The 22,424-nt window shown below is 35.5% G+C and carries 21 protein-coding genes and 1 other RNA gene; 10 read left to right on the plus strand and 12 right to left on the minus strand.

The genetic code is table 11. The features are described from left to right. Positions 1-18 precede the first annotated feature (18 nt). The 5 genes from H6F39_RS02305 to H6F39_RS02325 all read right to left on the minus strand — a co-directional run bounded on the left by H6F39_RS02305 (position 19) and on the right by H6F39_RS02325 (position 6,054). A complete protein-coding gene (locus H6F39_RS02305; protein WP_190396147.1) occupies positions 19-2,766 on the minus strand; it encodes a DNA methyltransferase in 2,748 nt (915 codons plus the stop codon). Positions 2,767-3,066: 300 nt separating this feature from the next. Beyond that, positions 3,067-3,431: RNase P RNA component class A (rnpB, locus tag H6F39_RS02310), an RNA gene on the minus strand. 86 nt (positions 3,432-3,517) lie between these two features. Next, positions 3,518-4,216 carry a hypothetical protein gene (locus H6F39_RS02315; protein ID WP_028084564.1) on the minus strand — a complete coding sequence of 233 codons (699 nt, stop codon included), beginning with the start codon at positions 4,214-4,216 and terminating at the stop codon, positions 3,518-3,520. 270 nt (positions 4,217-4,486) lie between these two features. Next, positions 4,487-4,642, minus strand: a complete 156-nt coding sequence (locus H6F39_RS02320; protein WP_190396148.1) for a hypothetical protein — start codon at positions 4,640-4,642, stop codon at positions 4,487-4,489. A 524-nt stretch (positions 4,643-5,166) separates the two neighbouring features. Beyond that, positions 5,167-6,054, minus strand: coding sequence for a hypothetical protein (locus H6F39_RS02325; RefSeq protein WP_190396149.1), 888 nt, complete (start codon positions 6,052-6,054; stop codon positions 5,167-5,169). A gap of 443 nt (positions 6,055-6,497) precedes the next feature. Between H6F39_RS02325 and H6F39_RS02330 the strand changes: the two genes are divergently transcribed. Beyond that, entirely contained in the window at positions 6,498-6,983 is a 486-nt protein-coding gene (locus H6F39_RS02330) for a DUF4149 domain-containing protein (RefSeq protein WP_190371877.1), read from the plus strand. On the opposite strand, the gene H6F39_RS02335 is transcribed toward H6F39_RS02330, so the two are convergent. Continuing rightward, positions 6,980-7,261 (minus strand): TMEM165/GDT1 family protein, encoded by a 282-nt coding sequence (locus H6F39_RS02335; RefSeq protein WP_028090900.1) that lies wholly within the window; start codon positions 7,259-7,261, stop codon positions 6,980-6,982. The two genes, H6F39_RS02330 and H6F39_RS02335, sit on opposite strands and share 4 nt — an antisense overlap. Positions 7,262-7,315: 54 nt before the next feature. Beyond that, entirely contained in the window at positions 7,316-7,693 is a 378-nt protein-coding gene (locus H6F39_RS02340; protein WP_190371878.1) for a TMEM165/GDT1 family protein, read from the minus strand. Positions 7,694-8,003: 310 nt separating this feature from the next. Between H6F39_RS02340 and H6F39_RS02345 the strand changes: the two genes are divergently transcribed. Continuing rightward, complete coding sequence (locus H6F39_RS02345) at positions 8,004-9,230, plus strand: AAA family ATPase (protein WP_242028596.1); 1,227 nt, start codon at positions 8,004-8,006, stop codon at positions 9,228-9,230. Then, complete coding sequence (locus tag H6F39_RS02350; protein ID WP_190371879.1) at positions 9,227-9,958, plus strand: hypothetical protein; 732 nt, start codon at positions 9,227-9,229, stop codon at positions 9,956-9,958. Before H6F39_RS02345 ends, H6F39_RS02350 begins: the two co-directional genes overlap by 4 nt. Positions 9,959-10,047: 89 nt before the next feature. On the opposite strand, the gene H6F39_RS02355 is transcribed toward H6F39_RS02350, so the two are convergent. Next, positions 10,048-10,398 carry a YkgJ family cysteine cluster protein gene (locus H6F39_RS02355; RefSeq protein ID WP_137907474.1) on the minus strand — a complete coding sequence of 117 codons (351 nt, stop codon included), beginning with the start codon at positions 10,396-10,398 and terminating at the stop codon, positions 10,048-10,050. Positions 10,399-10,563: 165 nt separating this feature from the next. On the opposite strand from H6F39_RS02355, the gene psb30 reads away from it, so the two are divergent. Then, positions 10,564-10,683, plus strand: coding sequence for a photosystem II reaction center protein Ycf12/Psb30 (psb30, locus tag H6F39_RS02360; RefSeq protein WP_137907475.1), 120 nt, complete (start codon positions 10,564-10,566; stop codon positions 10,681-10,683). A 95-nt stretch (positions 10,684-10,778) separates the two neighbouring features. On the opposite strand, the gene recJ is transcribed toward psb30, so the two are convergent. After that, positions 10,779-12,824, minus strand: a complete 2,046-nt coding sequence (recJ, locus tag H6F39_RS02365; RefSeq protein ID WP_190371880.1) for a single-stranded-DNA-specific exonuclease RecJ — start codon at positions 12,822-12,824, stop codon at positions 10,779-10,781. A gap of 259 nt (positions 12,825-13,083) precedes the next feature. Here recJ and H6F39_RS02370 point away from each other — a divergent pair, with 259 nt between their 5' ends. From H6F39_RS02370 to H6F39_RS02385, 4 genes are all read left to right on the plus strand, one after another. After that, entirely contained in the window at positions 13,084-13,452 is a 369-nt protein-coding gene (locus H6F39_RS02370; RefSeq protein ID WP_137907477.1) for a 2TM domain-containing protein, read from the plus strand. A 217-nt stretch (positions 13,453-13,669) separates the two neighbouring features. Next, positions 13,670-14,347 (plus strand): DUF488 family protein, encoded by a 678-nt coding sequence (locus H6F39_RS02375; RefSeq protein WP_137907479.1) that lies wholly within the window; start codon positions 13,670-13,672, stop codon positions 14,345-14,347. After that, positions 14,337-14,789 (plus strand): DUF488 family protein, encoded by a 453-nt coding sequence (locus H6F39_RS02380; protein ID WP_228036608.1) that lies wholly within the window; start codon positions 14,337-14,339, stop codon positions 14,787-14,789. The genes H6F39_RS02375 and H6F39_RS02380 overlap by 11 nt, the downstream gene beginning before the upstream one ends. Positions 14,790-14,826: 37 nt before the next feature. Continuing rightward, a complete protein-coding gene (locus H6F39_RS02385) occupies positions 14,827-15,576 on the plus strand; it encodes a hypothetical protein (protein ID WP_137907480.1) in 750 nt (249 codons plus the stop codon). A gap of 197 nt (positions 15,577-15,773) precedes the next feature. Here the strand turns inward: H6F39_RS02385 and H6F39_RS02390 are convergent, their stop codons facing one another. From H6F39_RS02390 to thrB, 3 genes are all read right to left on the minus strand, one after another. Next, entirely contained in the window at positions 15,774-17,378 is a 1,605-nt protein-coding gene (locus H6F39_RS02390) for an NAD(P)H-quinone oxidoreductase subunit 4 (RefSeq protein WP_190371881.1), read from the minus strand. Between the two features lie 260 nt (positions 17,379-17,638). After that, a complete protein-coding gene (locus H6F39_RS02395; RefSeq protein ID WP_137907482.1) occupies positions 17,639-18,151 on the minus strand; it encodes a hypothetical protein in 513 nt (170 codons plus the stop codon). Positions 18,152-18,238: 87 nt separating this feature from the next. Next, positions 18,239-19,153, minus strand: a complete 915-nt coding sequence (gene thrB / locus H6F39_RS02400) for a homoserine kinase (protein ID WP_137907483.1) — start codon at positions 19,151-19,153, stop codon at positions 18,239-18,241. A 1,192-nt stretch (positions 19,154-20,345) separates the two neighbouring features. Between thrB and H6F39_RS02405 the strand changes: the two genes are divergently transcribed. Then, the gene (locus H6F39_RS02405) at positions 20,346-21,389 is read left to right on the plus strand and encodes a sugar transferase (protein WP_190396150.1); all 1,044 of its coding nucleotides are present in this window, start codon (positions 20,346-20,348) and stop codon (positions 21,387-21,389) included. After that, a complete protein-coding gene (gene galE, locus H6F39_RS02410; protein ID WP_137907485.1) occupies positions 21,386-22,387 on the plus strand; it encodes a UDP-glucose 4-epimerase GalE in 1,002 nt (333 codons plus the stop codon). The genes H6F39_RS02405 and galE overlap by 4 nt, the downstream gene beginning before the upstream one ends. Positions 22,388-22,424 lie beyond the last annotated feature (37 nt).

The following is a 22,424-nucleotide window of genomic DNA, read 5'->3' on the forward strand; positions in this document are numbered from 1 at the left end:
ATTAATTTTATTTAACAATTAACTGCTTTTTTTCGTTCTTTTCTTTTTCTCTGGTTTGAGTAAGGGAGCATTTAAGGCTTCATATTGACTAAATAAAAATTCAATTCGATTTAATTCACTGACAAAGGGCTGGGGACGATAACATAAGTCTACGGCTTTATCTAATATTTGATGTGCCTTTACTAAGTCTGGTGGCATTGTCAAGGGATCATATAAATCGGCTAAACTACTATCAGGATATTTTGCTCTGGTGTCTAATACTGCTTGCGCGGCTATTTCTACTTTCTGTTTTTGTTTCTCATTGACGTTTTCAGGAAAGGGATAGTTATTATAAACGATGGTATTGGAATAGCGATAATCACTTTTTAATCTTCCACATACATATTTTACCCATGTAATGTGCATTTCTGAAGTGAGAATACCAAATAAATAGAGAGTAGCATTAGGTATAGTAATACAACTATCACTGGCAATTACACTACTCTCAAAAAATCCTATTGGGATATATTTTCGATTCTCAGATGAAACACGAGGTACAAGTAAATAATCTGTATTAGGTTGTCTATTTTCAGTAAACAATGTAGGAAAATCTGCCCATTTTACCGTTGATTGTTTTGTACTTGATAATCTCATTTTTCTAACTTTACTGACTCTATCAGACAATAATGGCAATTTTTTTAATTCATTAGGTTGAATATCTTTAAGCCAAAAACACCAACGTTTTTTACCATTAAGAAATTCATCAGCAGAAATAAATGGTTTAATAAATTTTTCTCCAGATGGTTCTTGAATGACATATTCTGTCTTTTCTTCCTCAGTCATTAAAAGGTTTCCTCCATCTGTAGGTTGGCTACCTTTAAGCATTTCTGGTATATTACCAATAGGCTGATTTTTTTTTAAAATTATTAAATCGTTTCCTTCTGCTAAATACGGATTAATATTTTTAACTTTCCTCTCTGTTGGTTCACCCTTAATATTTATATAATCAAAAACTCTCTTATTTTCAATATCCTCTAAACCAAACCCAATAATTACACAATGTACAGCAGCATTACCTTTAGCTTCATTACTCCAGCTAAAAGTACGATGAGCAAAATGTATTTTTATTTTGTAATTATTGTAAAGTTCTTGCCAAATAATCCCAACTTGTTCACCTTGTGATATAGAATTTGTACTCACAAAAGCACAACGAATATTTGTATCTTGTATTAACTGAGCAGCTTTGATATACCAAGCACTTACATAATCTAAAACACCTGAATTTTTTATACTATTACAAACATATTGCATATCCGCTTTTTGTTCTGCATTTTGTAGCTGTTTACCAACAAATGGGGGATTTCCTAAGATAAAACTTAACTTTTCCTTGTCGACAACGGTTTCCCAATCAATTCTTAATGAATTACCATGAACAATTTTCGCAGATTTAGTTAAAGGAACTCTGAAAAAATATTGACCAAATTCATGACTAACCTGAATATTCATTTGATGATCAATTAACCACATTGCCACCTCCGCAACACGCACCGCAAATTCATCATATTCAATACCCGCAAATTGATCTACATTAACCTTAATAATATCTTGAATATTAATAAATTGCTGTCCATTTTTATTCAATGCTTGCAAAATTTTCATCTCTAGATCTCGCAATTCCCGATAAGTGATAATTAGGAAATTACCGCAACCACAAGCAGGATCAAGAAAATAAAGATTAGCGATTTTTTGATGTAATTCTTGGAGTTTACCCCGATTACTTTTGACCTTTTCCAATTCTAAATATAAATCATCTAAAAATAGAGGTTTAATCAACTTTTGAATATTTTTTTCCGAGGTATAATGAGCGCCTAAATTTCGTCTTTCTGTGGGATTCATCACCGCTTGAAACATCGAACCAAAAATAGCCGGTGAGATTTTACCCCAGTCAAAACCACAAGCTTCTAAAAACATTTCCCGCATTTTGCTATCAAAAGCAGCGGGTTGTAAAACCTCTGCAAATAACTTACCATTCACATAGGGAAACTGAGCCAAATTAGTATCTAAATTTGTTAATCTTTTTTCCGGTGGTGTATTTAATGTATGAAAAATAGAAGCAATGTGCATTGCTAAATCACTACCATCTGATTTAGTATGTAAATCAATATATTCCCAAAAAATACCTTTATCAAAAATGCCTGTATCATCAGCAAATAAACAGAAGAGTAACCGCACTAAATAGACTTCTAAATCATGACCTCGATAACCAACTGCTTCTAGTTTATCATGTAGTTTACCCATTAATTCAGCGGCTTGGATATTGACCGGATCTTCATCTTTATAGGTGCGTTTTTCATAACCAGCAATAAAACCGAATAAATGAACCTGATTAATAAAATCTTTGAGGACAAATTCTGTGGTAATATTAGTATCTAAATCGTAGAGTTTAAACTTTTGGAAATCAGAAACTAAAATATATTTTGGTAATTCATGTTCTTTTAAACCAGGGAAATAATCTTTGGCTTGCTGCATAGCTTTATCTAGACTTTTCCCCCTAGATTTATGTTCTACTAAAATTACACCCTTCCAGAGTAAATCAATAAAACCTTGTTTATTATCAGCTTTTTTGACAGATTGTTCAAATGTTGCCACCCTGCGACGAGAAATACCAAAAACATGAAAAAACCCATCCCAAAATGATTTAGCTTCTGCATCTTCTGAGGTTTCATGTTCCCATTCTTGAGAAAATGCGATCGCTCGGCTTTTAATTTCGTTCCAGCTTAATGGCATAGTAATAGTATATTTCTACTTGGTTGATGTTTTTTTATAAGTCTGTTTCAATTCGTTTAAGAAATTAAAATGCTTTTCAATAAAATTTTTCTCATGGGGATTTTCTACATTTTCTAGTGCCAAATTCAAATCTCTTTGGGCTGCTTCTAATAATTGTCCGCATAGTATCCGTCCAGTTTATATCTATAGTTAATTATCATAGAGCTATGATAGAGCGATCGCCTTTACCCAAAAAAAACTTAAATCTATCATTGTGAAAAAACGAACTATGGAAAATAAAAAATCCATAATTCGCTTAAAAAGAGAGAGTCGGTAGTAAGCCGGGTTCTGTTCTCTTGCGAGGGCAGTTATCTATCTGGGATGCTTGTTACCAAACACCTCTAGCGGCTCTTTTTCAGCGGAACCGGTAAAAGACCAACCGTAGTTCCTCCGGCCTTGCTCCCAACCGGGGTTTACCGAGCCAGCGCCTCTCGACGCTGCTGGTGCGCTCTTACCGCACCTTTGCACCCTTACCAACCAATAAATTGACTGGCGGTATCTTTCTGTGGCACTATCCTCACGATCACTCGCACTGGACGTTATCCAGCAAGTTTGGTCTTTCGGGAGCCCGGACTTTCCTCAAACCAGTCTGAATGACTAATCTGCAACTGCCTACGCCTACTCTCCCCCTTTCTCTAGTTTACTTTTAATTACATGAAAATCGCAAGACTCAGATCCCTGATTTTTTCAAGCAGTCGGGGGTATTCCTAGATTACTTTTTATTCCAAGGTAAAGCGTAGGTCCAAGGGAGTTTTTTAATAGTAAAAGGACAATTAATAATTGACACTGGGGGAACATTTATTCCCGGTGCTATACCGACTCTCATTTCTGAAATTCGCAATACAAGTTGTAAGGAAAATTCTAAATTTTTTTTACCATCTAAAAAGTCTTTGTATAACTTTTTATTCCCTTTAACTCCCGCTACATTGATTAAAGGTGAAGCTGGTTTATAGACTCCTGATTCTTTATCTCTTTGAAAAACATCTTCAGCGGTGACATTTTCAGAAATTGTCTTTTTAGGGGCGATAATTGTCGGCACTTGGGGTATAGCTAAATCCCGGGTTAAGTCAGGAGATTTGCGAATTACCCGCCGCGACTGCTTGCTATGTTCAACCACAAAAGAACTATTATCCCAGTCAACATATATAGCAATACTGTCTGATTTATTTTCAATACTCATGGATAATTCTTTTAAATCATCTTGCACTTTATCTAAACCATAAGTACCTGTTTTAAAAGAAATACCCACTGTCTCCTGAAGATTTTGTTCTTTTAATTGATTATCAACAGCACCTTTTTGGAAATCAACTTTAACTATATCGTCTATAGATTCAATCATGCGATTAAATGTCCAATAGACGGTAAGTATATAAATCATCAAAATAATCAGATTTTGGTCGCCATTTTGCATTTTTATAACCCTGATCTTCTACCGATTGACAAATGGTAACATAATCTGAACTATGATTTGTCTGATTTGTTTAATTTCTGTGATCAACTTGTGTGATGTGATTGGATATGATCTTCTTATGTGTGACTGTAAATCATGAAAAATCTACTTTTCTTCACCCAGGCTTACCCTACCTTATGCCATTACTATCTTAAATCATGATCATCACCAAAAAAATCTGCCCAAATTCTAGTTTAGACAGTTTAAAGGCTAATCAAACCACCTGATCAATTAACTTGCGTGTTCCCAGTCACTGAGTAATTCAGACTGCTGATTTTTACTTTTGATTTTACGGACTGGTACTTGAGGAGTTCCAATATCAACTGGAGAAAAGGACTGCTTCTTTTGAGCCTTTTGAGCAGACTTGCGTTCTTTTGTATTATTCATGACTATTTTCACTTTCTGAAAACTTTCAACTCTATTTAAGTTTTCAATGTTGATTTAGCCCATACCGGATAAAAGATTGAGTTGATTATGAGATTAAGCATTTATCAATCTATCAATCTGTCAGATTTTTAAAGATTTTTATATTTAGTAGTTTCTACTACAAATTCTTGCTTCTCACCTCCAATTATCAGGGCTTAATTAGCAAAATACAGTATTAGTTGATTTCCTAGATAAATGTTAATCATTTAGCCATCATTCCCCAGACTGATTTAATATCTTACTAATTTTAAATTCTAATTTTTGTGGTTTTTCTCGATAAAGATACAACAGGAATAAATACCCATTATGAGCAGATATAATTCTCAAATTATCAACATTAAAATTCAATTATGGATAAATGAGTTTTATATGTATAGCTATAGCCAGAGTAATATAGCAGTTGTGGTGCGGGCATCTTGCCCGCCCAAATTGTACCTCACCCTGATGATAATCTGCTGTAAGTTATTTGCTATTTAACAAAAACTTTACTGTAGAATCTGATGCTGACAATATTTTTGGGTTGGTGTGACAGAAACAACTTCCACCTCTACAGGTTTTTCTGGAGTCGGGTTAATGATAAATTCACTTGGTCCTTGATGGGGTTGTTGAGGATTTCCCCAGTCATAGGTATAACCTAAACCAGACCAGGGATAATATTCTTTTTTAGCATTGCTATAGGAATTGGTGTATATTGTCTTGACCACAGGACTATTATCAGGAACAGGTAAAGGTAAAAGATCGCAACTAGAATCGTTAATTTCTCCATCAATACATGGTCTCATTAGATCTTCTCCTTTTACCCACATTTCCACAAAATGGGTTTTGGTAGAATACTTATTCAAAATTAACCCCAAATACTGTTGTAATCTCAATGAAAGTTCAATATGATCAGGAATATTGCTATCAGTTGCTTGATATTTTTGACAAAATTCTTTAACCTGTGGTACTGCTGTAAACCAAGTTTGATAAGGTAGCAGTTTTTTTGCACCTATTGGCCAGTCTGTAGTGGGATTACTTGTATATTTCCAAGTTGACATCAAATATTCTATTTTGCCATTATTTTCTCTTGATTTGATTTGTGGATTATTTGCAGACAAAGCCCAAAGATTATTCACTACTTCATTTGCTAATGGTTCTTTGGCATCTTCAATACTATCTGCTAATGTTTTTGTGAGCAAATTATAAGTTTCTGGTTGATATTGCAACAGATAGTCATAGACATTTTGAGTTACTTCTAATTGGGCTAATTGAGTTTTTGATGCGGGTGTATTATAGCTATTCATTCCTTCAGCTAATACCCTATTTTGCCATCCAAAAACTAAAAATGCACAACAAAGTAAGCCTACAAATAATTTGTGCTGCCAATTTTTCATGATTAATCATTCCCTACTTGAAATTTTTTATAGGCATCTTAAATGATTTCTGCACAATATTCGGTGGTGTTGATAGAGTATTGCCCAGCCTACGTATATTTGCAAAATCAAATCTGAATCCTATGTCAAACCTGATTCTACATGAAAATACTATTTTACTTCTGGTAAGAATTATTAATAAATAATTAAAAAATACCGATGGCTTTACCCCTTGTCTGAATCCTTACGACTAACCGATAAATAACCAATAAATAACCAATAAATAACCAATAAATAAATATTGCTATTCTCAATTATTTCTTAATAAAACTTTAAATTTGTTAACAAATCTGTCTGCAACTCCTTTAATAACTAGAATTTTTTGTTTGTAACAGTTAATTTATATTTGTTGTCAAATTCTTCTCTTGGTTAGATACTAGGAATACAACAAAGCAATTATTTTTATGAACGCTATTTCTAATCTGGAATTTAAACGCTCAACTTGGCAAATAGCCATTCTCTTGACCTTGGGCTTTTGGCTGAGTGCTAGTCTGGTTTTAGATTGGGTAATTATGCCTAGTCTTTACTTTGCCGGCATGATGAACGAAGCTAGTTTTTCTGTAGCAGGTTATGTAGTTTTTTGGAATTTCAATCGCCTAGAATTATTAGCCGCTACTGTGGTTTTAACTTCTGTATTGGCTATTAGCAAAACTCAATCTCATTGGCGCTTGGGTAGTATTGCATTATCTGGAATATTGTTAACAGTAGCATTACTAGATACTTATTTCTTAACTCCCCAAATGTGCGCTCTAGGAGCTAATTTCAGCTTACTCCCTAGTGATCCAGTCCCAGCAATTATGAACTTATTACACAGCGGTTACTTCCTGCTAGAGGCCTTTAAGGTCATAGCAGGAGGTATACTTTTAAATTGGTGTTGGCGGGAAATTTAAGCCTCATCAGTGTTAGGTAAGAGTAGACGGATAGCGAGAAGCGCAAATCCAATGGCAGCGATCGCTTTTAAAATGCGTGTAGGTAAAAATTCAGACACCGCACCACCAGCCAATGCTCCCAAGAGGCTAGTTAAGACTAAAGCACCCGCTGTACCAAAAAATATAGCCTTTCGAGATTGTCCTTGTCCAGAAAGAGCGATCGCTGCTAACTGACTCTTATCACCTAATTCTGATAAAAACACTGTCACAAAGCTCAGTCCTAAAAGATTCCAGTCCATATTTTCCTCGGTTGACAATATTTGACAATACAATATTTGACAATATTACAAAAATTAACCCCGAATGACATCCCAGACCAACATCAGGGAAATTAGTAGCAACATGACACCGGCTAGTTTTTCAACAGTTTTAGGGCTGAGTTTCGTAGAAATCCAACCACCTAATAATACTCCTAATAAACTAGTAGTAATTAATGCTACGCCAGAACCAAGAAAAACTACCCAAGGGGCATGAGATTCTGCACTCATTAACAGGGTGGAAAGTTGAGTTTTATCACCAATTTCCGCGAGAAAAATCGTGATAAAGGTTGTCCCAAAGACCATAAATACAGATGTTTTGCTTTTGGGATCATCCTTAACTATAGTCTGATGTGACTGGTTTTCGGTTGCAGATAATTTAGGAATGCTGAATGGTGCAGTATCAATTTTCACGGTCGTTAGTTTTGTCTTTCAGTTATTTTCATATTCCTTTCATTTTCTCATATTGTTGTCATAAATTGCAACCTGATTGAATTAAAAACCCACAGCTTGATGAAAGCGGATAATTTCCCAACTGCGATCGCTTATTGCTGTACTTTTATTTATCAAGATGCAATAGTAAGCAAATAGTAGCATTAATTTTTTGCATGAAGAATACTAATGAGAATATGCGTTAATGATATTAAAAAGTAATCTAAAATAAAATCTCTTATCACAACTTTGGGCGCTAAAATACCGGATATAGAGCGAATTGAAGATATTCATGTCAGAAATTCTTTTAGATTCTCTATATAATTATTTGTTAAAAAAAGTAAGAAATATGAAAATACAGAGTTTTAAATTCAGTAATAATAAAGAAAATTGGCACATTCAGGAGGTTAAATTTGAGAGTCTAAATTTACTTGTCGGTGGTTCTGGAGTTGGAAAGACAAGAATTTTAAAAGCACTTAATTTAATTTGTGATACTGCAAAAGGTGTAAATCGTAATTTAGATGATTTGGAATGGAGTATCAATTTCTCTCATTTAGGACAAAATTATAGGTGGGAGTTAAAAAGTTCCTCAAGCAAGAAAGAAGAAATATTTCTAAATGTCAATGAGTCGGAACAGACTGAAATTATTTATGAAAAATTAGTTCGATATGATGATGATTCTGAACTGGAGATACTTATCCGTACTATTTCAGATTCAAAATTCAATAACGAAAAATTACCTAAATTAAAAAGAACTGAAAGTGCAATTACTCTTCTTTCAGAAGAAAATTTAATTATTCCAGTCCTTCAAGCATTTAGACGATTAATATTCAACTTTGAAACTGCTGAGACTCAGAGATTTATGCTTAAGGCTGATTATGATGATCTGACTCAAATTATTAATAAACTAGAAGAATTTTCTGATAAAATAAATATTTCCAGGTTTAAAGAAATTTTTACTGGTAGTTTGAGTTTGCCAGTCATAAAGTCTTTTTGTTTGCAGAAATTTTTGCCAGATGATTTCAATGAAATTAAAGAGTATTATATTGATGTTTTTTCAGAAGTTAACGATGTGAGAGTTAGTAGCGAGAGAACCTCAGATGGTGATTTTAGGCTATTCTTGGAAATTCAGGAGAACGGTGTAGAAGAGTGGATTCCTCAACAGCGAATTTCATCCGGTATGTTTCGTACTTTAATTTTTTTAATTGAAGTAATTACTGCTCCTGAAGAGTCAGTAATTTTAATTGATGAATTTGAGAACAGTTTAGGGATTAACTGTATGGCTGAATTAACAGATTTTATCCTTGATAAATCCTCAGACATACAGTTTATACTTACTAGCCATCATCCATATATTATCAATAATATTCCTTGGGATAATTGGCAAATAGTTAATAAATCTGGAAACAAAGTCAGAGTCAGAAAAGCTCCAGATATTCCAGAACTGAACACAGCATCTAGCTTAGATAAGTTTACTCAATTAATTAATTTACTTGACTGGGAGGAATTTTCCGAGTGAATCTTTTATTTTTAGTAGAGGGGGGAAAGACTGAACCAAAAGTATATAAAGCATGGTTACAACATTTATTTCCTAGCTTAACTTTTGTTGTCCGACCTGAAGATATGACAATAAATACTTGTCGAATTATTGCAGGGGACGGCTATCCAAATATGGTGAGTAAGCCTAAGCAATATCCAGGAGTTTCTCGACTGGAAGCCTGTTTAATTGATATAGTAAAATTCGGCAATGTCAATCATTTTTTTATATGTATTGACTCTGAAGAAAATTCTTATACAGATCGTTTTCATGAAGTGAAATCTAAACTTGATGATCTCAAGTCAGGCTGCAATATAGATAGCTCAAAAACAGAGATTCATATAATAATTCAGCATTGCTGTTTTGAAACATGGGCATTAGGTAATGCAGAAATTCCTAACGAATATAGTTCAATTGTAAGTTCTCAAGTTTTATCTGATTTTCAGGCATATTACGATATTTTGGTCAATGATCCTGAAGAAATGTCTTCATGTCCACCTGGATATATTTTTGGGACAAAAGCGAAATTTCATGAACGTTATCTCCAAGAATATCTCAGACGATTTGGTTTGTCTTATAGTAAGAAAAATCCAAAGGTTGTAGCGGATAAAAAGTATCTAGATGCGTTAAAAAAGCGATGTGAATCAATGAATCATTTATCTAGCTTGAAATTATTGTTAGATATATGGGACAGCATAGAAACTTTGTAATCAGTAACAAAATTTAGATATATGAAAGTGAATCTCCCATTGATTACTACGCTCAAAAACACAATGAGAGAATACCTATATGAATTAAATCAAAAACCCACAGCTTGATCAAAACGGATTTGTTCTAAACTGCGATCGCCATAAACTCCTTCAATCTGCTGACGACAGCAGTCAATCGCAAAATCGTTTACATCCTCTGCTTCAATACCATACATTTCTGCAAAGGTTTCTGCTTCTACACGACAAAACCGAGGACGGTGAGGATAAATTTTACATTCCCTTGTACCATGATCATAATTTACACACCATCCCCCTTCACCTATCATACTGAGGTAAAGTTCTAAATCCGGTGGTGAAAGATACTCTTCTAAGTCTGGACGATCCGCTGGTGTTAAGTTACAGCAAGCCCCACACTGAGATATACATTGCCAAGTAGCCATATTTTTAACCTTCTGCTATTGCTGCTATTTTACTTTTTTATGACTTTTTCTATAATTTTGTGAACTAAATTAAATTTTAGATCCCCTAAAAAGATATGATAAATTACGGGTTTGGCTATGAAATTATTAAATCTTTTTAAACCATTAAATCATTGGGAGGAAAAAATGGACATTTTAGCTAACATCAATTGGGAAGTTGTCTTACAGTTGACTTGCGTGGGATTAATTGTGATTTCAGGTCCCATAGTCATCTTTATCCTAGCATTTCGCAACGGCAACCTGTAAATTAGTTAATGGGTAATAAGTAAGAGTTTATCTAATCACCATTACCCATTGATAACAATCGGGGTTAAATCCCCGCTTCAAACAGTTTTTAATCTTTAACTCATAGCACAGGTTGATAAAGCCTGGATTGCCTTTTCAATAATTCCCTCATATATAGGTTGAGATAAGTTTACCTGTGCAGCATTTTCGCGGTTGAAACCTAACAGACCAAATTTATCATCTGGCCGCATCACTAAAACCTGACCTTCGGAATTTTTGACCCTTAATTCTTTACCCATACCATTTTCATAAATTCCACAAGTGTATTGACGCTGTTGATATTCAAAACTCACCGCTGATAAATTTGATGAATTAGTGAAAAGTTTGAGAATATGATTTGGAAGTTTTGCACCAATTAACTCAAGTTCAAGATTAATTTGACCATTAAAGTTATTTTCCCGCAATTTGTAAGCAATATCTAATCTTGACGGTAAAGGAAAATAATCACCCCAGCGCCATGCTATCCCTTTAATTTCCACCAAGTTATTATCAATATTTTGAACTACAGTTAATTTAATATGACCCTTACCAACAATTTTTTGTGCAATCACTTGGACATTAGGAGTCCAAAATATAGGGTCTGAATTATCAATACCACAGGGATGGAGAATATTTAATTGTTGCAAAAGATCCTCATTAATTTCGTGAAGATTCACTTGAGTATCAATTTTCAAAAGAGGTTTGAGATGTTGAATTTCTAAACATCTATTTGCAAATTCCGACAACCGCAATCGAAATTCTGGTAAATTTTCCGCTGGTAAAGAAAATCCTCCCGCAGCCTTGTGTCCTCCAAATTTACCTAATAAATCCCGACAACTATCTAAAGCCGCAAATACATGAAATTCAGCAATTCCCCGCGCTGAACCGCGAATTATGCTGTGATTTTCATAAGTACCAATAAACACCGGCACACCATAACGTTCTAGTAAACGAGAAGCCACAATACCAATGACACCATGATGCCAATTATCTTTGATAATAACTAATACGCGGTCTTTTTGTAAAGAGTTTATATATAAATCCTCAACCATAGAAATAGCTTCTTGTTCAATTTCTTCACATATTTGCTGACGTTGAGTATTAGTTTGTTCACACTGAATAGCTTTAGCTAATGCGATACTAAAATCATCAGTTGTCAGTAAATCAATGACAACTTGTGGATCACCAATTCTACCTATAGCATTAATTCGCGGTCCTAATCGAAAACCAATATCTTCCGGTTTTAAAGATTTGGAATTTTGGTTTTTTTCTCCTTCACTAGCTTGCACTCCTGCAACTTGAATTAATGCTTGTATCCCTGGTAAATTAGATTTTGGTAATAATTTTAAACCCCGTTTTACCCAGCGACGATTTACACCCGTTAAAGGGGCTAAATCAGCAATAGTTCCCAAAGTAAATAAAGCTAAAAGTGGTTGAACTAAACCTTTAATTTCCCCTAACTGTTGTGCTAGACAAACTGCTAAAATATAAGCCACACCCACACCGGCCACACCTCGATAGGGAGAAGATTCAGCTATTAGTTTTGGGTTGAGAATTGCATTAGCTGGAGGTAATTTTTCTGGAATATCATGATGATCTGTGATAATAACTTTTAAACCTAATTCTCTGGCTTTGGTAATAGGTTCAACAGCAGAAATGCCATTATCTACAGTTAGAATTAGTTTTACACCTTCATCGTAAAATTCTTGGACAATGCGGTTATTAATCCCATAACCATCGTGCATTCGACTAGGAATAGCATAATCAATATCAGCACCCAAAGCCCTAAGACTTCTTAATAGTAATGCAGTGCTGGTCATACCATCTGCATCATAGTCACCACAAATAGCTATTTTATCATTATTGGCGATCGCTATTTCTAATAATTCCACACTAGCAGCTAAATCGGGAAATTCTGCCAGAGGAGAAGGTAAAATCAGAGATTCAGGTTCTAAAAATATCTTTGCATCTTCGGGAGTTTCCATGCCCCGATTAATTAATAATTGGCCGATAATGGGGGAAGTATTCGTTAAATTTGCCAATTTTTCGGCTAATTCTGGATTTAATGCGGCAATTTGCCAGCGTTGATTAGGTAAGCGTTTGGTAGATTGATGATTAGTCATTCGTCATTTTGGTTGTGTAAACTAGACCTATATTCTTTTCGATTCTATCAAATTATGTCACTTTCATCACTGATTATTTACTTGATATTTTGACCTGCATCTACATTTGTGTTTTTAAATACTATATAAATCATTTTTTCAGATATAAAATATGTTTTTCAACAGTCCATAACAACAGACAAATATTTTTAATCATTGTGTAGCTACCGTTGCAAAAGCAACTCTCACAAGTATTTTTTGACCATTTTAGGTAGAGATAATGACTTACAATTCAGAAGAAATGCAGCAAATTCTCGAAGTAGCTTTTAAACGTAAGCAACAAGGAGAATATACAAGAGAGCAAATAATAGAAATAGCCTCAGAATTAGGTGTTTCTTCAAAATCTTTGCAAGCAGCGGAACAAGAATGGTTAAAAAATAACGTAGAAGTGAAAAAAGAACAAATGTCTCATAGTCAACAACGAAAAGAATTTAAATCACACCTATTTGCTTTTATGGCAATCAATGGTTTTTTAGTGCTATTAAATTTAGTAGTTAGTCCCGGATATTTTTGGGCAATTTACCCCATGTTAGGATGGGGTTTAGGTCTATTACTCCATGGAATTAAGGTTTATACAAGTAATTCCTAAAACATAACCCCGACTTTTGCAAAAAGTTGGGGTTATTCAAGCTGATGCCGTAATTTTTAGAATAGAGCTTTCAAACAACATAATTTATGTTACAATCAGATGGCAGTCGAAAATTAATCGGCAAATAACTCAAGACCACAAACGCTATCGAGTTCCAGAAAATTTATCAAAACTTGTAAAAATTATTATAAGTATTATTTCTGGATAAAAAATAATTATGAAAATATTCACTATTGGACATTCCAATCATACAATTGAAACATTTATCGAACTGTTACATCAACATCAAGTAACAGCCTTAGCAGACGTGCGTTCTAGTCCTTATAGTCGCCGATTTCCTCAGTTTAATCAATCAGCTTTAAAAACAGCCCTAAAAACCGTAAATATCGCTTATGTTCCCCTGGGAGATAACTTAGGCGCTCGTCCCCGTGATAGAAACTGTTATATAAATGGTATGGCTCGTTATGATTTAATTGCTGCCACAGAAGCTTTTAAAATCGGCTTAAATCGTCTAATTCAAGGCTCAGAAAAATATCAAATTAGTTTAATGTGTGCAGAACAAGACCCCATTGTTTGTCATCGAGCTATTTTAATTTGTCCACATTTAAAAAATGCTGGTTTAGAAATTCACCATATTCATAAAAATGGAGATTTAGAATCAAATGAAGATTTAGAAAATAGGGTATTAAAACAGAATAATTTATATAAATTGTCCGCTAAATTGTCCGCTGATTTGCCAAGTCCTGTTAAACAGCTTTCTCTATTTGATTTGCAACTTGATTTCCCACCCATACAAACCCTAGAAAAACCTCTTTCCCGTGCCGAATTAGTAGAAAAAGCATATCAATTACAAAGTGAAAAAGTAGCTTATACAGAAACAACAGATGATGATTAAACAAGTTAATTTATTTACTATTGGCTTCACACAAAAAAAAGCCGAGCAGTTTTTCGAGACCTTAACAAAAGCAGGTGTGAAGCGAGTTATTGATACTCGTTTAAATAATGTTTCCCAACTTGCGGGATTTGCGAAAAAGCCTGATTTACAATATTTTCTCCAGAAAATTGGTGGAATTGAATATATCCATATTCTTGATTTAGCGCCCACTAAAGATATTTTGGATGCTTATAAGAAGAAAGAAATAACTTGGGATAGCTATGAGCAGAAATTTAATCAACTGATGACACAGCGACAAATTGAAAGGAAGTTATCTATAGATATCATAGATAAAAGTTGTTTATTGTGTAGCGAGTTAAAACCCCATAATTGTCATCGTCGCTTAGTGGCTGAATATTTGCAAATTAACCTAGAAAAAAATATCAAAATTCATCATCTTTAAGTATAATATTAGTTAAGGTGCTAATTAAAGTTTAACAATGCTGTGGTTTGATATTATTTGTCTTGCTAAATCTACTAAGCATGGCGGAATTTGTCTTGCAGGTATTAAAACCGATGGTACAGGGTGGTTACGGCCAGTTTCTAATAAAAAAGATGGAACTCTATATCCAGAACACTACACAGTGAGAGATGGTAGAGAAGTACAATTATTTGATGTTGTGAAAATTCCTTTTCTTAGATATGAACCAAAATGTCATCAACCTGAAAATTATCTCATTCATTATAGTTATAAATGGCAGATTTTAGGACAGGCTACTTTAGAACAAGTCCGAGAATTAATTAAACCAGAAATTCAAAAAAATTCTTCTCAACCTAGGTTATTAGGTAATTTCGATAAACGTATCCGTTATCAAGATTTAGAGATATCCCCGATTAGATCTTCATTAACAATGATAAATCCAGAAGAATTAAAATGGCAAGTTAAATATAATTCTTCACATAAGAAGACTTACAGATGTCTTTTTTATTTATGTGGTAATTTTTATGATTTACCAATCACAGATCCAGTGTGGATAGACAAACTTGGTTTTTTAGAAGAGGGAATATATTCCTGTGAAGAGGTAATCGAAAAACTCAACTTGAAAAATTTTGAACCTGATCAATTTAGATTAACAATTAGTTTAAGTGAACCTTTTCAACCTCAATTTCACAGTGAGGAAATATTTTGTTATAAATTGGTGGCATCTGTTATTAATGTTACCGATATTATTAAACGTTTAGGATGGTAAATATTCCCAAATGATTTAATAATTCGGGAATTTAAATCTATCAAAAGAACTAACTTATTACTAAGCACACAGTGTTAAAAATATGTTAAAAATAAAGATCCTTGACTTTTGCAAGAAATCAAGGATATTTCTTATTTGCACCCTTCCCCTCATATTTAAGTTTAAGATTTACTACAGTGCCATTTTGGACTTGATAATTATTCAACTATATTCCCTATTTTGGAACTAGCTAATGTTGGTGAGGTGAAAATTTGTGAGTACAAATTTGCAGGTTGTTGACGAGCGACAATTGGTAAAACTTGACGAGCATGAGCCGCAACTTCTACTGTTTTCACATCATAAGCTTGTGTGATCAGCTTAGGATAAAAACCAATGCCGATGATAGGAATTAACAAACAAGCAGTAATAAACAACTCGCGTGGCTTAATATCAAGAACCACAGCATCTAAATGCAATTCTTCATTCTTGTCACCATAGAACACTTGACGCAGCATAGAAAGTAAATAAATGGGTGTTAAAATCACGCCAACTGCTGAGAGAAAGATGATGACAATTTTGAAGCCGGAACTGTAAACATCACTAGTAGCAAAACCCAAGAATACCATCAATTCACCGACGAAGCCACTCATACCAGGTAACGCTAGAGAAGCCATTGCACCCATGGTAAAAAGAGCAAAAGTTATTGGCATTACTTTAGCCATACCGCCCATTTTATCCATCATTAAGGTGTGAGTACGTTCATAAGTGACACCGGATAAAAAGAATAAACTAGCAGCAATTAAACCGTGAGAAACCATCTGTAATACAGCACCATTGATACCGATTTCTGTATAAGATGCAATCCCAATTAACACAAACCCCATGTGGGCAATTGAAGAGTAAGCCAAACGGCGTTTGAGGTTGGTTTGTGCAAAAGCACAACAAGCACCATAAACAATATTAACTACACCTAAAACTACTAAAACAGGAGCAAAGGTGATATGAGCATCAGCCAACATTTCCACATTAAAACGAATTATGGCATAACCACCCATCTTTAACAATACACCTGCTAAGATCATTGAACCAGGAGCGGACGCTTCACCATGAGCATCAGGCAACCATGTATGGAAGGGGAAAATAGGTAATTTGACACCGTACGCAATCAAGAAACCGGTATATAGTGCCAGTTCTAAAGCTTTGGGATATTCTTTCATTCCCAATTCTGTCATGTTGAAGGTCAAATTATCACCATAGAAAGCCATGGCAAAACCAGATACTAGTATAAGTATGGATGCAGCAGCGGTATAGATAATAAATTTGGTAGCTGCGTAACGGCGGTTTGCTCCTCCCCAAATGGAAATTAACAAATAAACGGGTACTAACTCAATTTCCCACATCAAAAAGAACATTAACAAATCTTGGGCAAGGAATACACCCAATTGGGCGCTGTACATTACCAACATTAACGCATAAAATAAACGCGGCTTATTGGTTACTTTCCAAGCCGCGAATACTGCGAGTGTGTTAATTAAGCCTGTTAATAGTATCAGGGGCATTGATAAACCATCAACCCCCAAAGACCAATTAAAGCCAATTTGAGGTATCCAGGAATAGCTTTCTGTCAGTTGTAGGGCTGAACTTTGGAAGTCATAACCCTGCCAAAGAGCGCAGATAATTAATGAAAAATCTAATATTGCCACCCACAAACCGTACCAGCGCACAGTTTTACCTTCTTTATCGGGAATAATCGGAATTGCCAAGGCTGCCACTAATGGCAGGAAAATTATGGCTGATAACCAAGGGAGTTCTATTGTATTCATAACTGTTGACAATATATTTTTGGTTTTGCTTTTGTTTACATTATATTAAGAAATTTTTACTTTTGTAAATGATTTCTTGTGAACATCTCCAGTTTTGTGGATTTTATTAGTAATAAATACCTACTGAAGTCTGGTGCAAGTCTATTCTAAATGTAAATTTTTGTGATGTCAACAAAAAAACAGCGCTATTAGTCGCTGTCTTTAGTTATAATGCCCCGGCTAAGGATAAATTTAAACTTTCACAAGGTTGTTTAGGATGCTTAAACAATACGGTTGACAATTGTCCACACTTGACAATCTGATCTAACATAGGGGACAGAAATGGTCTTAAAGCCTGTGATGAAAGGTTTGTAGTAAACTTGCCAATACATAGGACTAAGTTCGTCAGCGCAGGTTTTGAGAAGTTTAATTTCTTTGGCCAGTTCCCCTGCTAGTTCGTTAACTCGTTCTGCATGAATTTGAGCGATTTTTTTGGCTTCTTCTAGCTGTGCTTCTTGTTGCGATATGCGGATAGAAATAGGTAAATGCCTATTTAGATAGACTTTCCTTTGTTGTATTTGCTTTTCTAGGAAAGATATTGCATCATCTATGCCTTTAAGTTCAGCAGATAATTGGGCATTTTCCCTAGCTTGACGACGATAAGCTTCAACAATGGCTAAATGTGAATCATTTTCGCCCAATTCTACATGATTATTAGTTAGTATAGCCCTTTCTTGCTGGAGTGCTTGGATTTGGGATTTTAGTTCTACTATTTCTGACTGAATTTTTTCCATATTATGTTATGACTGTTAATTGGTAATTGGTAATTGGTAATTGGTTTTTCATCACCCATTACCAATGGAAAATTCAAAATCTAAACTTTAAAATGTGGTCGTCCCTTGCATATCTAGGTCAAGTATTCGCACAGTTGAAGTGATTCCCTTTTGTAACCAAGCATTTTTCATGGCTATTTCTACTGCTTTTCCCTTGCTTGTATCTACTAAAGCCAAAAGTGTGGGACCGGCACCACTGATTACCATACCATAAGCACCAGCATCTATAGCAGCGTTATTAACAGCGTCATAGCCAGGAATTAAAGCTTGACGGTAAGGTTGATGTAATTTATCTTGTAATGCGGTTTTTAACCATTCTTCCCGATTAGTTGCTAAACCGCGTAACAATAAACCAAAATGAGAAATATTGAAAATCGCATCATGACGACTGATTTCTGTAGGTAGAACTTTCCTTGCTTCTGAGGTTGATAACTCAAAATCAGGAATTGCTACTACTGGTAGTATATCCCGATGCCAGGGAATATCGCTAATTTCCCAACCTGTGTTACTGGTAGCTGCCAGACGACAACCACCCAATAGCGCTGGTACTACATTATCAGGATGTCCTTCTATAGCGATCGCTAATTTCATCACCTCCAATTCAGACAAAGGCCTACCAGCCAATTCATTGGCTGCAACTAACCCGCCGACAATAGCCGTGGCGGAACTGCCTAAACCCCTAGATAAAGGTACACCCAACTTAATCTCTATTTTTACTGATGGCGGTGTTTGTTCTATATATCCATATAACTTAACAAATGCCTGATATAAAAGATTACTCTCATCAGTTTGTACCTTTTCCGCCTCCACACCAGAAACTTGAATCATTAAGCCATCTACATCGAGAGTAGTAAATTCAAATTGATTGTAAAGCTTTAAAGCTGCACCAATGCAATCAAAACCCGGACCCAAATTTGCAGTCGTGGCGGGAACTTTAACAGTAATGTGAGAAAAGACAGCCATTGAGATTAATTCAAAATTCCAATATAAACTACCTCATCTTACAGAAACACTAAGTAAGCGTAAAGCACAGTAACTTTTATCGGGAGGATACACTGCGCTAACGGTACTGAGTATGTTCTTTATTCCAAGACTTACGCAACTGGCACGATTCCTAGGTCGCGCTTCCCTATCGCCCAGAAACAGGGAGGCCATCACTATTTAGGGCTTGCTGAATAAGTTGTCTGTGAGGGCAGGGAACTCTTAACTCTTAACTGGGAATAGTTAGTAAGACATAGATTAAGGGATTAAAACCGAGTAATTTAACGTGAGATGCAGTTTTATCGGTTATAAATCAGCTAAATTTAATTTTAGCACCAATAATGGCGTTTTTTTACCTAGGAAAAAGTGGGAATTTTGGAATATTCATTGATATTACATAACTATATAGTTCTAGAAAGCTAGTCCTAAGTTAGCAAACAAATAACTATTGACCTTGAGGGATTTAAACCCGATTTTTTGATCATTTTTTAGCGAACTGCTTGCAGCAGCACTTCACTATGGTTATTTATCTGGACTTAATCCGCAAAAACTGAAACGACCAGATATGGTTCATACAGATGATGGTTAATTTGTACAGTGCGTAAGTCATATATTCCTAACTCCATGACTCCTTGATTTTCCTGTGAAGTATTTAAGTATGGTATTACATAAATACGCATCTGGAGGTAAAGATTGTATGGACAATTCCTAAATTGTCCATACAAGGGTTTTCGGTCACACCGCCTTTGATTTAATTTCTAGAAGATATATAATCTAAAACTGCTCAATGCCAATATTTTTCCAATTCACTTGACTAATATCGATCTATAGGGTTATACTCATTGACGTTCGGTGAAACATCGAAATAAAAAAAGACATCGCTTTTAATTATCCATTAGTCAAATATCGTAATTCATTTTTACATTGATTGCGAGGGGTAAGAGTTTTGAAAACTGTATAGTTTAGTTAATGTTTGGCGGATAACACGCCTCTTACGGGTATCGTATCACGTAGTATCCCCTGTCCGTTCAGGGTATGTTTGTGTCGACGTGCGTAACAGGAAGAAAAAACCAAAATCAGGTGCGTAAATTTATCTAGTTTTTGGGAACTTTTTTCCAGAGAGTATGATTCAATAAAAATGTGGTAAATTCAGTTAGTTAATCTGGGAGTATCTATGACATCATTGGTGGAATTAAAACCAAAGGTATTAAGTGATTCAAAATCCAAAGTTGAGGGCGCGCGTTGGCTGATTATTGGTGGTGGAGATCATGCCATCAAATTTGTTCAAATGTTATTAGCTGATAAACCATCACAAGAATTAGTTATTCTCACGGAAAATCCCCATAATATCTCTGATATCTCCAACTTAGAAGAAACCGAAACCCAGATAACTTATGGTGGAAGTCTGAGCGATTTATCTGACTGGGTTCAGCAATCCTGGTCTGGCGTGGTATTGGGGACTCAAACAGGCCTCCATGAAACACAAGTGCAAACTCTGATGCAATTGCGACTGAAAGGTATTCCGGTTTATCGTCTACCCGATATTTGGGAAACCTTATATCAAAAACTCCCTTCTTCCCTACTTGAGGATGAGTGGTTTACCTTTAGTAAAGGCTTTCTACTAGTATCTAGTGATACTAGTAGAAAAATCAAGAGAGTTACAGATACAATAGTCACTATGCTATTATTTGTCTTACTATTTCCGCTCATGGTTTTGGTAGGACTGATGATTAAACTAGATAGTCCAGGTCCGATTTTCTATAGCCAATTGCGAACCGGACTCAACGGTAAACCATTTCGGGTTTACAAGTTCCGTTCCATGTATCAAGATGCTGAAAAACAGGGCGCACAATGGGCAAGCCAACGTGATTCCCGTATTACCAGAGTAGGACATTGGCTACGACTCCTGCGAATTGACGAACTACCCCAGATTTGGAACGTGTTGCGCGGAGAAATGAGCCTGATTGGTCCTCGTCCAGAAAGGCCAGAATTTGATGTCAAGCTCAAAGAAGCGATTCCTTACTACGAACTGCGTTATTTAGTCAAACCAGGAATCACAGGCTGGGCGCAAGTCCTTTATCCTTATGGTGCTTCCATAGAAGATGCCTACGAAAAGCTGTCCTACGACATATACTATATGAAAAACTATTCGCTCTGGTTGGATTTAGTTATCGCTTTTAAAACCATCAAAGTCGTCTTATTAGGTAAAGGCCGATGAATCAAAAAGTCTTGGTGACAGGCGGTGCAGGCTATATCGGTTCTCATGTGGTCCGTCAACTCGGAGAAGCTGGTTATGACGTAGTTGTCTATGACAACTGCTCCACAGGCGTGCCTAATTCCGTACTCCATGGTCAACTAATTATTGGTGATTTAGCAGATATAGACCGCCTTTACCAAGTCTTTGCCAAGCATCAATTTAGTGCAGTACTTCACTTTGCTGCCAGTCTAGTTGTCCCAGAATCGGTTGCGTACCCCCTTGATTATTACGCTAATAACACCCGTAATACCTTAAATCTGCTCCGCTGTTGTAGTGTCATGGGCGTTAACCAATTAATTTTTTCTAGTACGGCCGCAGTTTATGGCGAGCCTCAAGAAAATCCGGTTACGGAAAATACTCCTACCTTACCGATTAACCCCTACGGACGCTCCAAATTGATGAGCGAATTAATGATTCGAGACTACGCCCTAGCGTCTCCTATGCGATATATAATACTGCGTTACTTTAACGTCGCCGGAGCCGACCCTGGGGGAAGAATCGGACAAAACTCACCGAATGCAACTCACTTGATTGCAAATGTTTGTAATGCTGCACTTAAACGCCAATCAGAATTAAAGATATTTGGCACCGATTTCCCCACCCCAGATGGTACAGGAATCCGAGATTATATCCATGTTGAAGACCTGGCCACAGCCCATGTAGATGGTTTACGCTACTTGGAACAGAACGGAGAAAGTCAAATTCTCAACTGTGGCTATGGCAAAGGTTATAGTGTTAGGCAAGTTGTGGAACAGGCGAAAGCTATTTCTGGGGTAGATTTTCCCGTGATTGAATTAGAACGTCGTCCTGGAGATCCAGCCTGCGTAACAGCTTGTGCGGATAAAATTAGGCAGGTATTGAATTGGCAACCCAAGCATAATAATCTGGATGATATCATTTATAGTCATCTAGTTTGGGAAACCAGAAAGCTAAAAGATATAATAGATCCCACGGGTTAGGGCAACAGGTGAGAGGGTTGGGTAGGTGTCAGGTTAA

The organism is Dolichospermum sp. FACHB-1250 (genome assembly GCF_014696335.1).
GTDB classification, from domain to species: Bacteria; Cyanobacteriota; Cyanobacteriia; order Cyanobacteriales; family Nostocaceae; genus Dolichospermum; species Dolichospermum planctonicum.

What these genes read in the sequence shown, in the direction of transcription:
- H6F39_RS02305 (WP_190396147.1), bottom strand. Translation starts at nt 2,766, where the DNA reads ATGCCATTAAGCTGGAACGAAATTAAAAGCCGAGCGATCGCATTTTCT.
- H6F39_RS02315 (WP_028084564.1), bottom strand. Translation starts at nt 4,216, where the DNA reads ATGCAAAATGGCGACCAAAATCTGATTATTTTGATGATTTATATACTT.
- H6F39_RS02320 (WP_190396148.1), bottom strand. Translation starts at nt 4,642, where the DNA reads ATGAATAATACAAAAGAACGCAAGTCTGCTCAAAAGGCTCAAAAGAAG.
- H6F39_RS02325 (WP_190396149.1), bottom strand. Translation starts at nt 6,054, where the DNA reads ATGAAAAATTGGCAGCACAAATTATTTGTAGGCTTACTTTGTTGTGCA.
- H6F39_RS02330 (WP_190371877.1), top strand. Translation starts at nt 6,498, where the DNA reads ATGAACGCTATTTCTAATCTGGAATTTAAACGCTCAACTTGGCAAATA.
- H6F39_RS02335 (WP_028090900.1), bottom strand. Translation starts at nt 7,261, where the DNA reads ATGGACTGGAATCTTTTAGGACTGAGCTTTGTGACAGTGTTTTTATCA.
- H6F39_RS02345 (WP_242028596.1), top strand. Translation starts at nt 8,004, where the DNA reads ATGTCAGAAATTCTTTTAGATTCTCTATATAATTATTTGTTAAAAAAA.
- H6F39_RS02355 (WP_137907474.1), bottom strand. Translation starts at nt 10,398, where the DNA reads ATGGCTACTTGGCAATGTATATCTCAGTGTGGGGCTTGCTGTAACTTA.
- psb30 (WP_137907475.1), top strand. Translation starts at nt 10,564, where the DNA reads ATGGACATTTTAGCTAACATCAATTGGGAAGTTGTCTTACAGTTGACT.
- recJ (WP_190371880.1), bottom strand. Translation starts at nt 12,824, where the DNA reads ATGACTAATCATCAATCTACCAAACGCTTACCTAATCAACGCTGGCAA.
- H6F39_RS02370 (WP_137907477.1), top strand. Translation starts at nt 13,084, where the DNA reads ATGACTTACAATTCAGAAGAAATGCAGCAAATTCTCGAAGTAGCTTTT.
- H6F39_RS02375 (WP_137907479.1), top strand. Translation starts at nt 13,670, where the DNA reads ATGAAAATATTCACTATTGGACATTCCAATCATACAATTGAAACATTT.
- H6F39_RS02380 (WP_228036608.1), top strand. Translation starts at nt 14,337, where the DNA reads ATGATGATTAAACAAGTTAATTTATTTACTATTGGCTTCACACAAAAA.
- H6F39_RS02385 (WP_137907480.1), top strand. Translation starts at nt 14,827, where the DNA reads ATGCTGTGGTTTGATATTATTTGTCTTGCTAAATCTACTAAGCATGGC.
- H6F39_RS02390 (WP_190371881.1), bottom strand. Translation starts at nt 17,378, where the DNA reads ATGAATACAATAGAACTCCCTTGGTTATCAGCCATAATTTTCCTGCCA.
- H6F39_RS02395 (WP_137907482.1), bottom strand. Translation starts at nt 18,151, where the DNA reads ATGGAAAAAATTCAGTCAGAAATAGTAGAACTAAAATCCCAAATCCAA.
- thrB (WP_137907483.1), bottom strand. Translation starts at nt 19,153, where the DNA reads ATGGCTGTCTTTTCTCACATTACTGTTAAAGTTCCCGCCACGACTGCA.
- H6F39_RS02405 (WP_190396150.1), top strand. Translation starts at nt 20,346, where the DNA reads ATGACATCATTGGTGGAATTAAAACCAAAGGTATTAAGTGATTCAAAA.
- galE (WP_137907485.1), top strand. Translation starts at nt 21,386, where the DNA reads ATGAATCAAAAAGTCTTGGTGACAGGCGGTGCAGGCTATATCGGTTCT.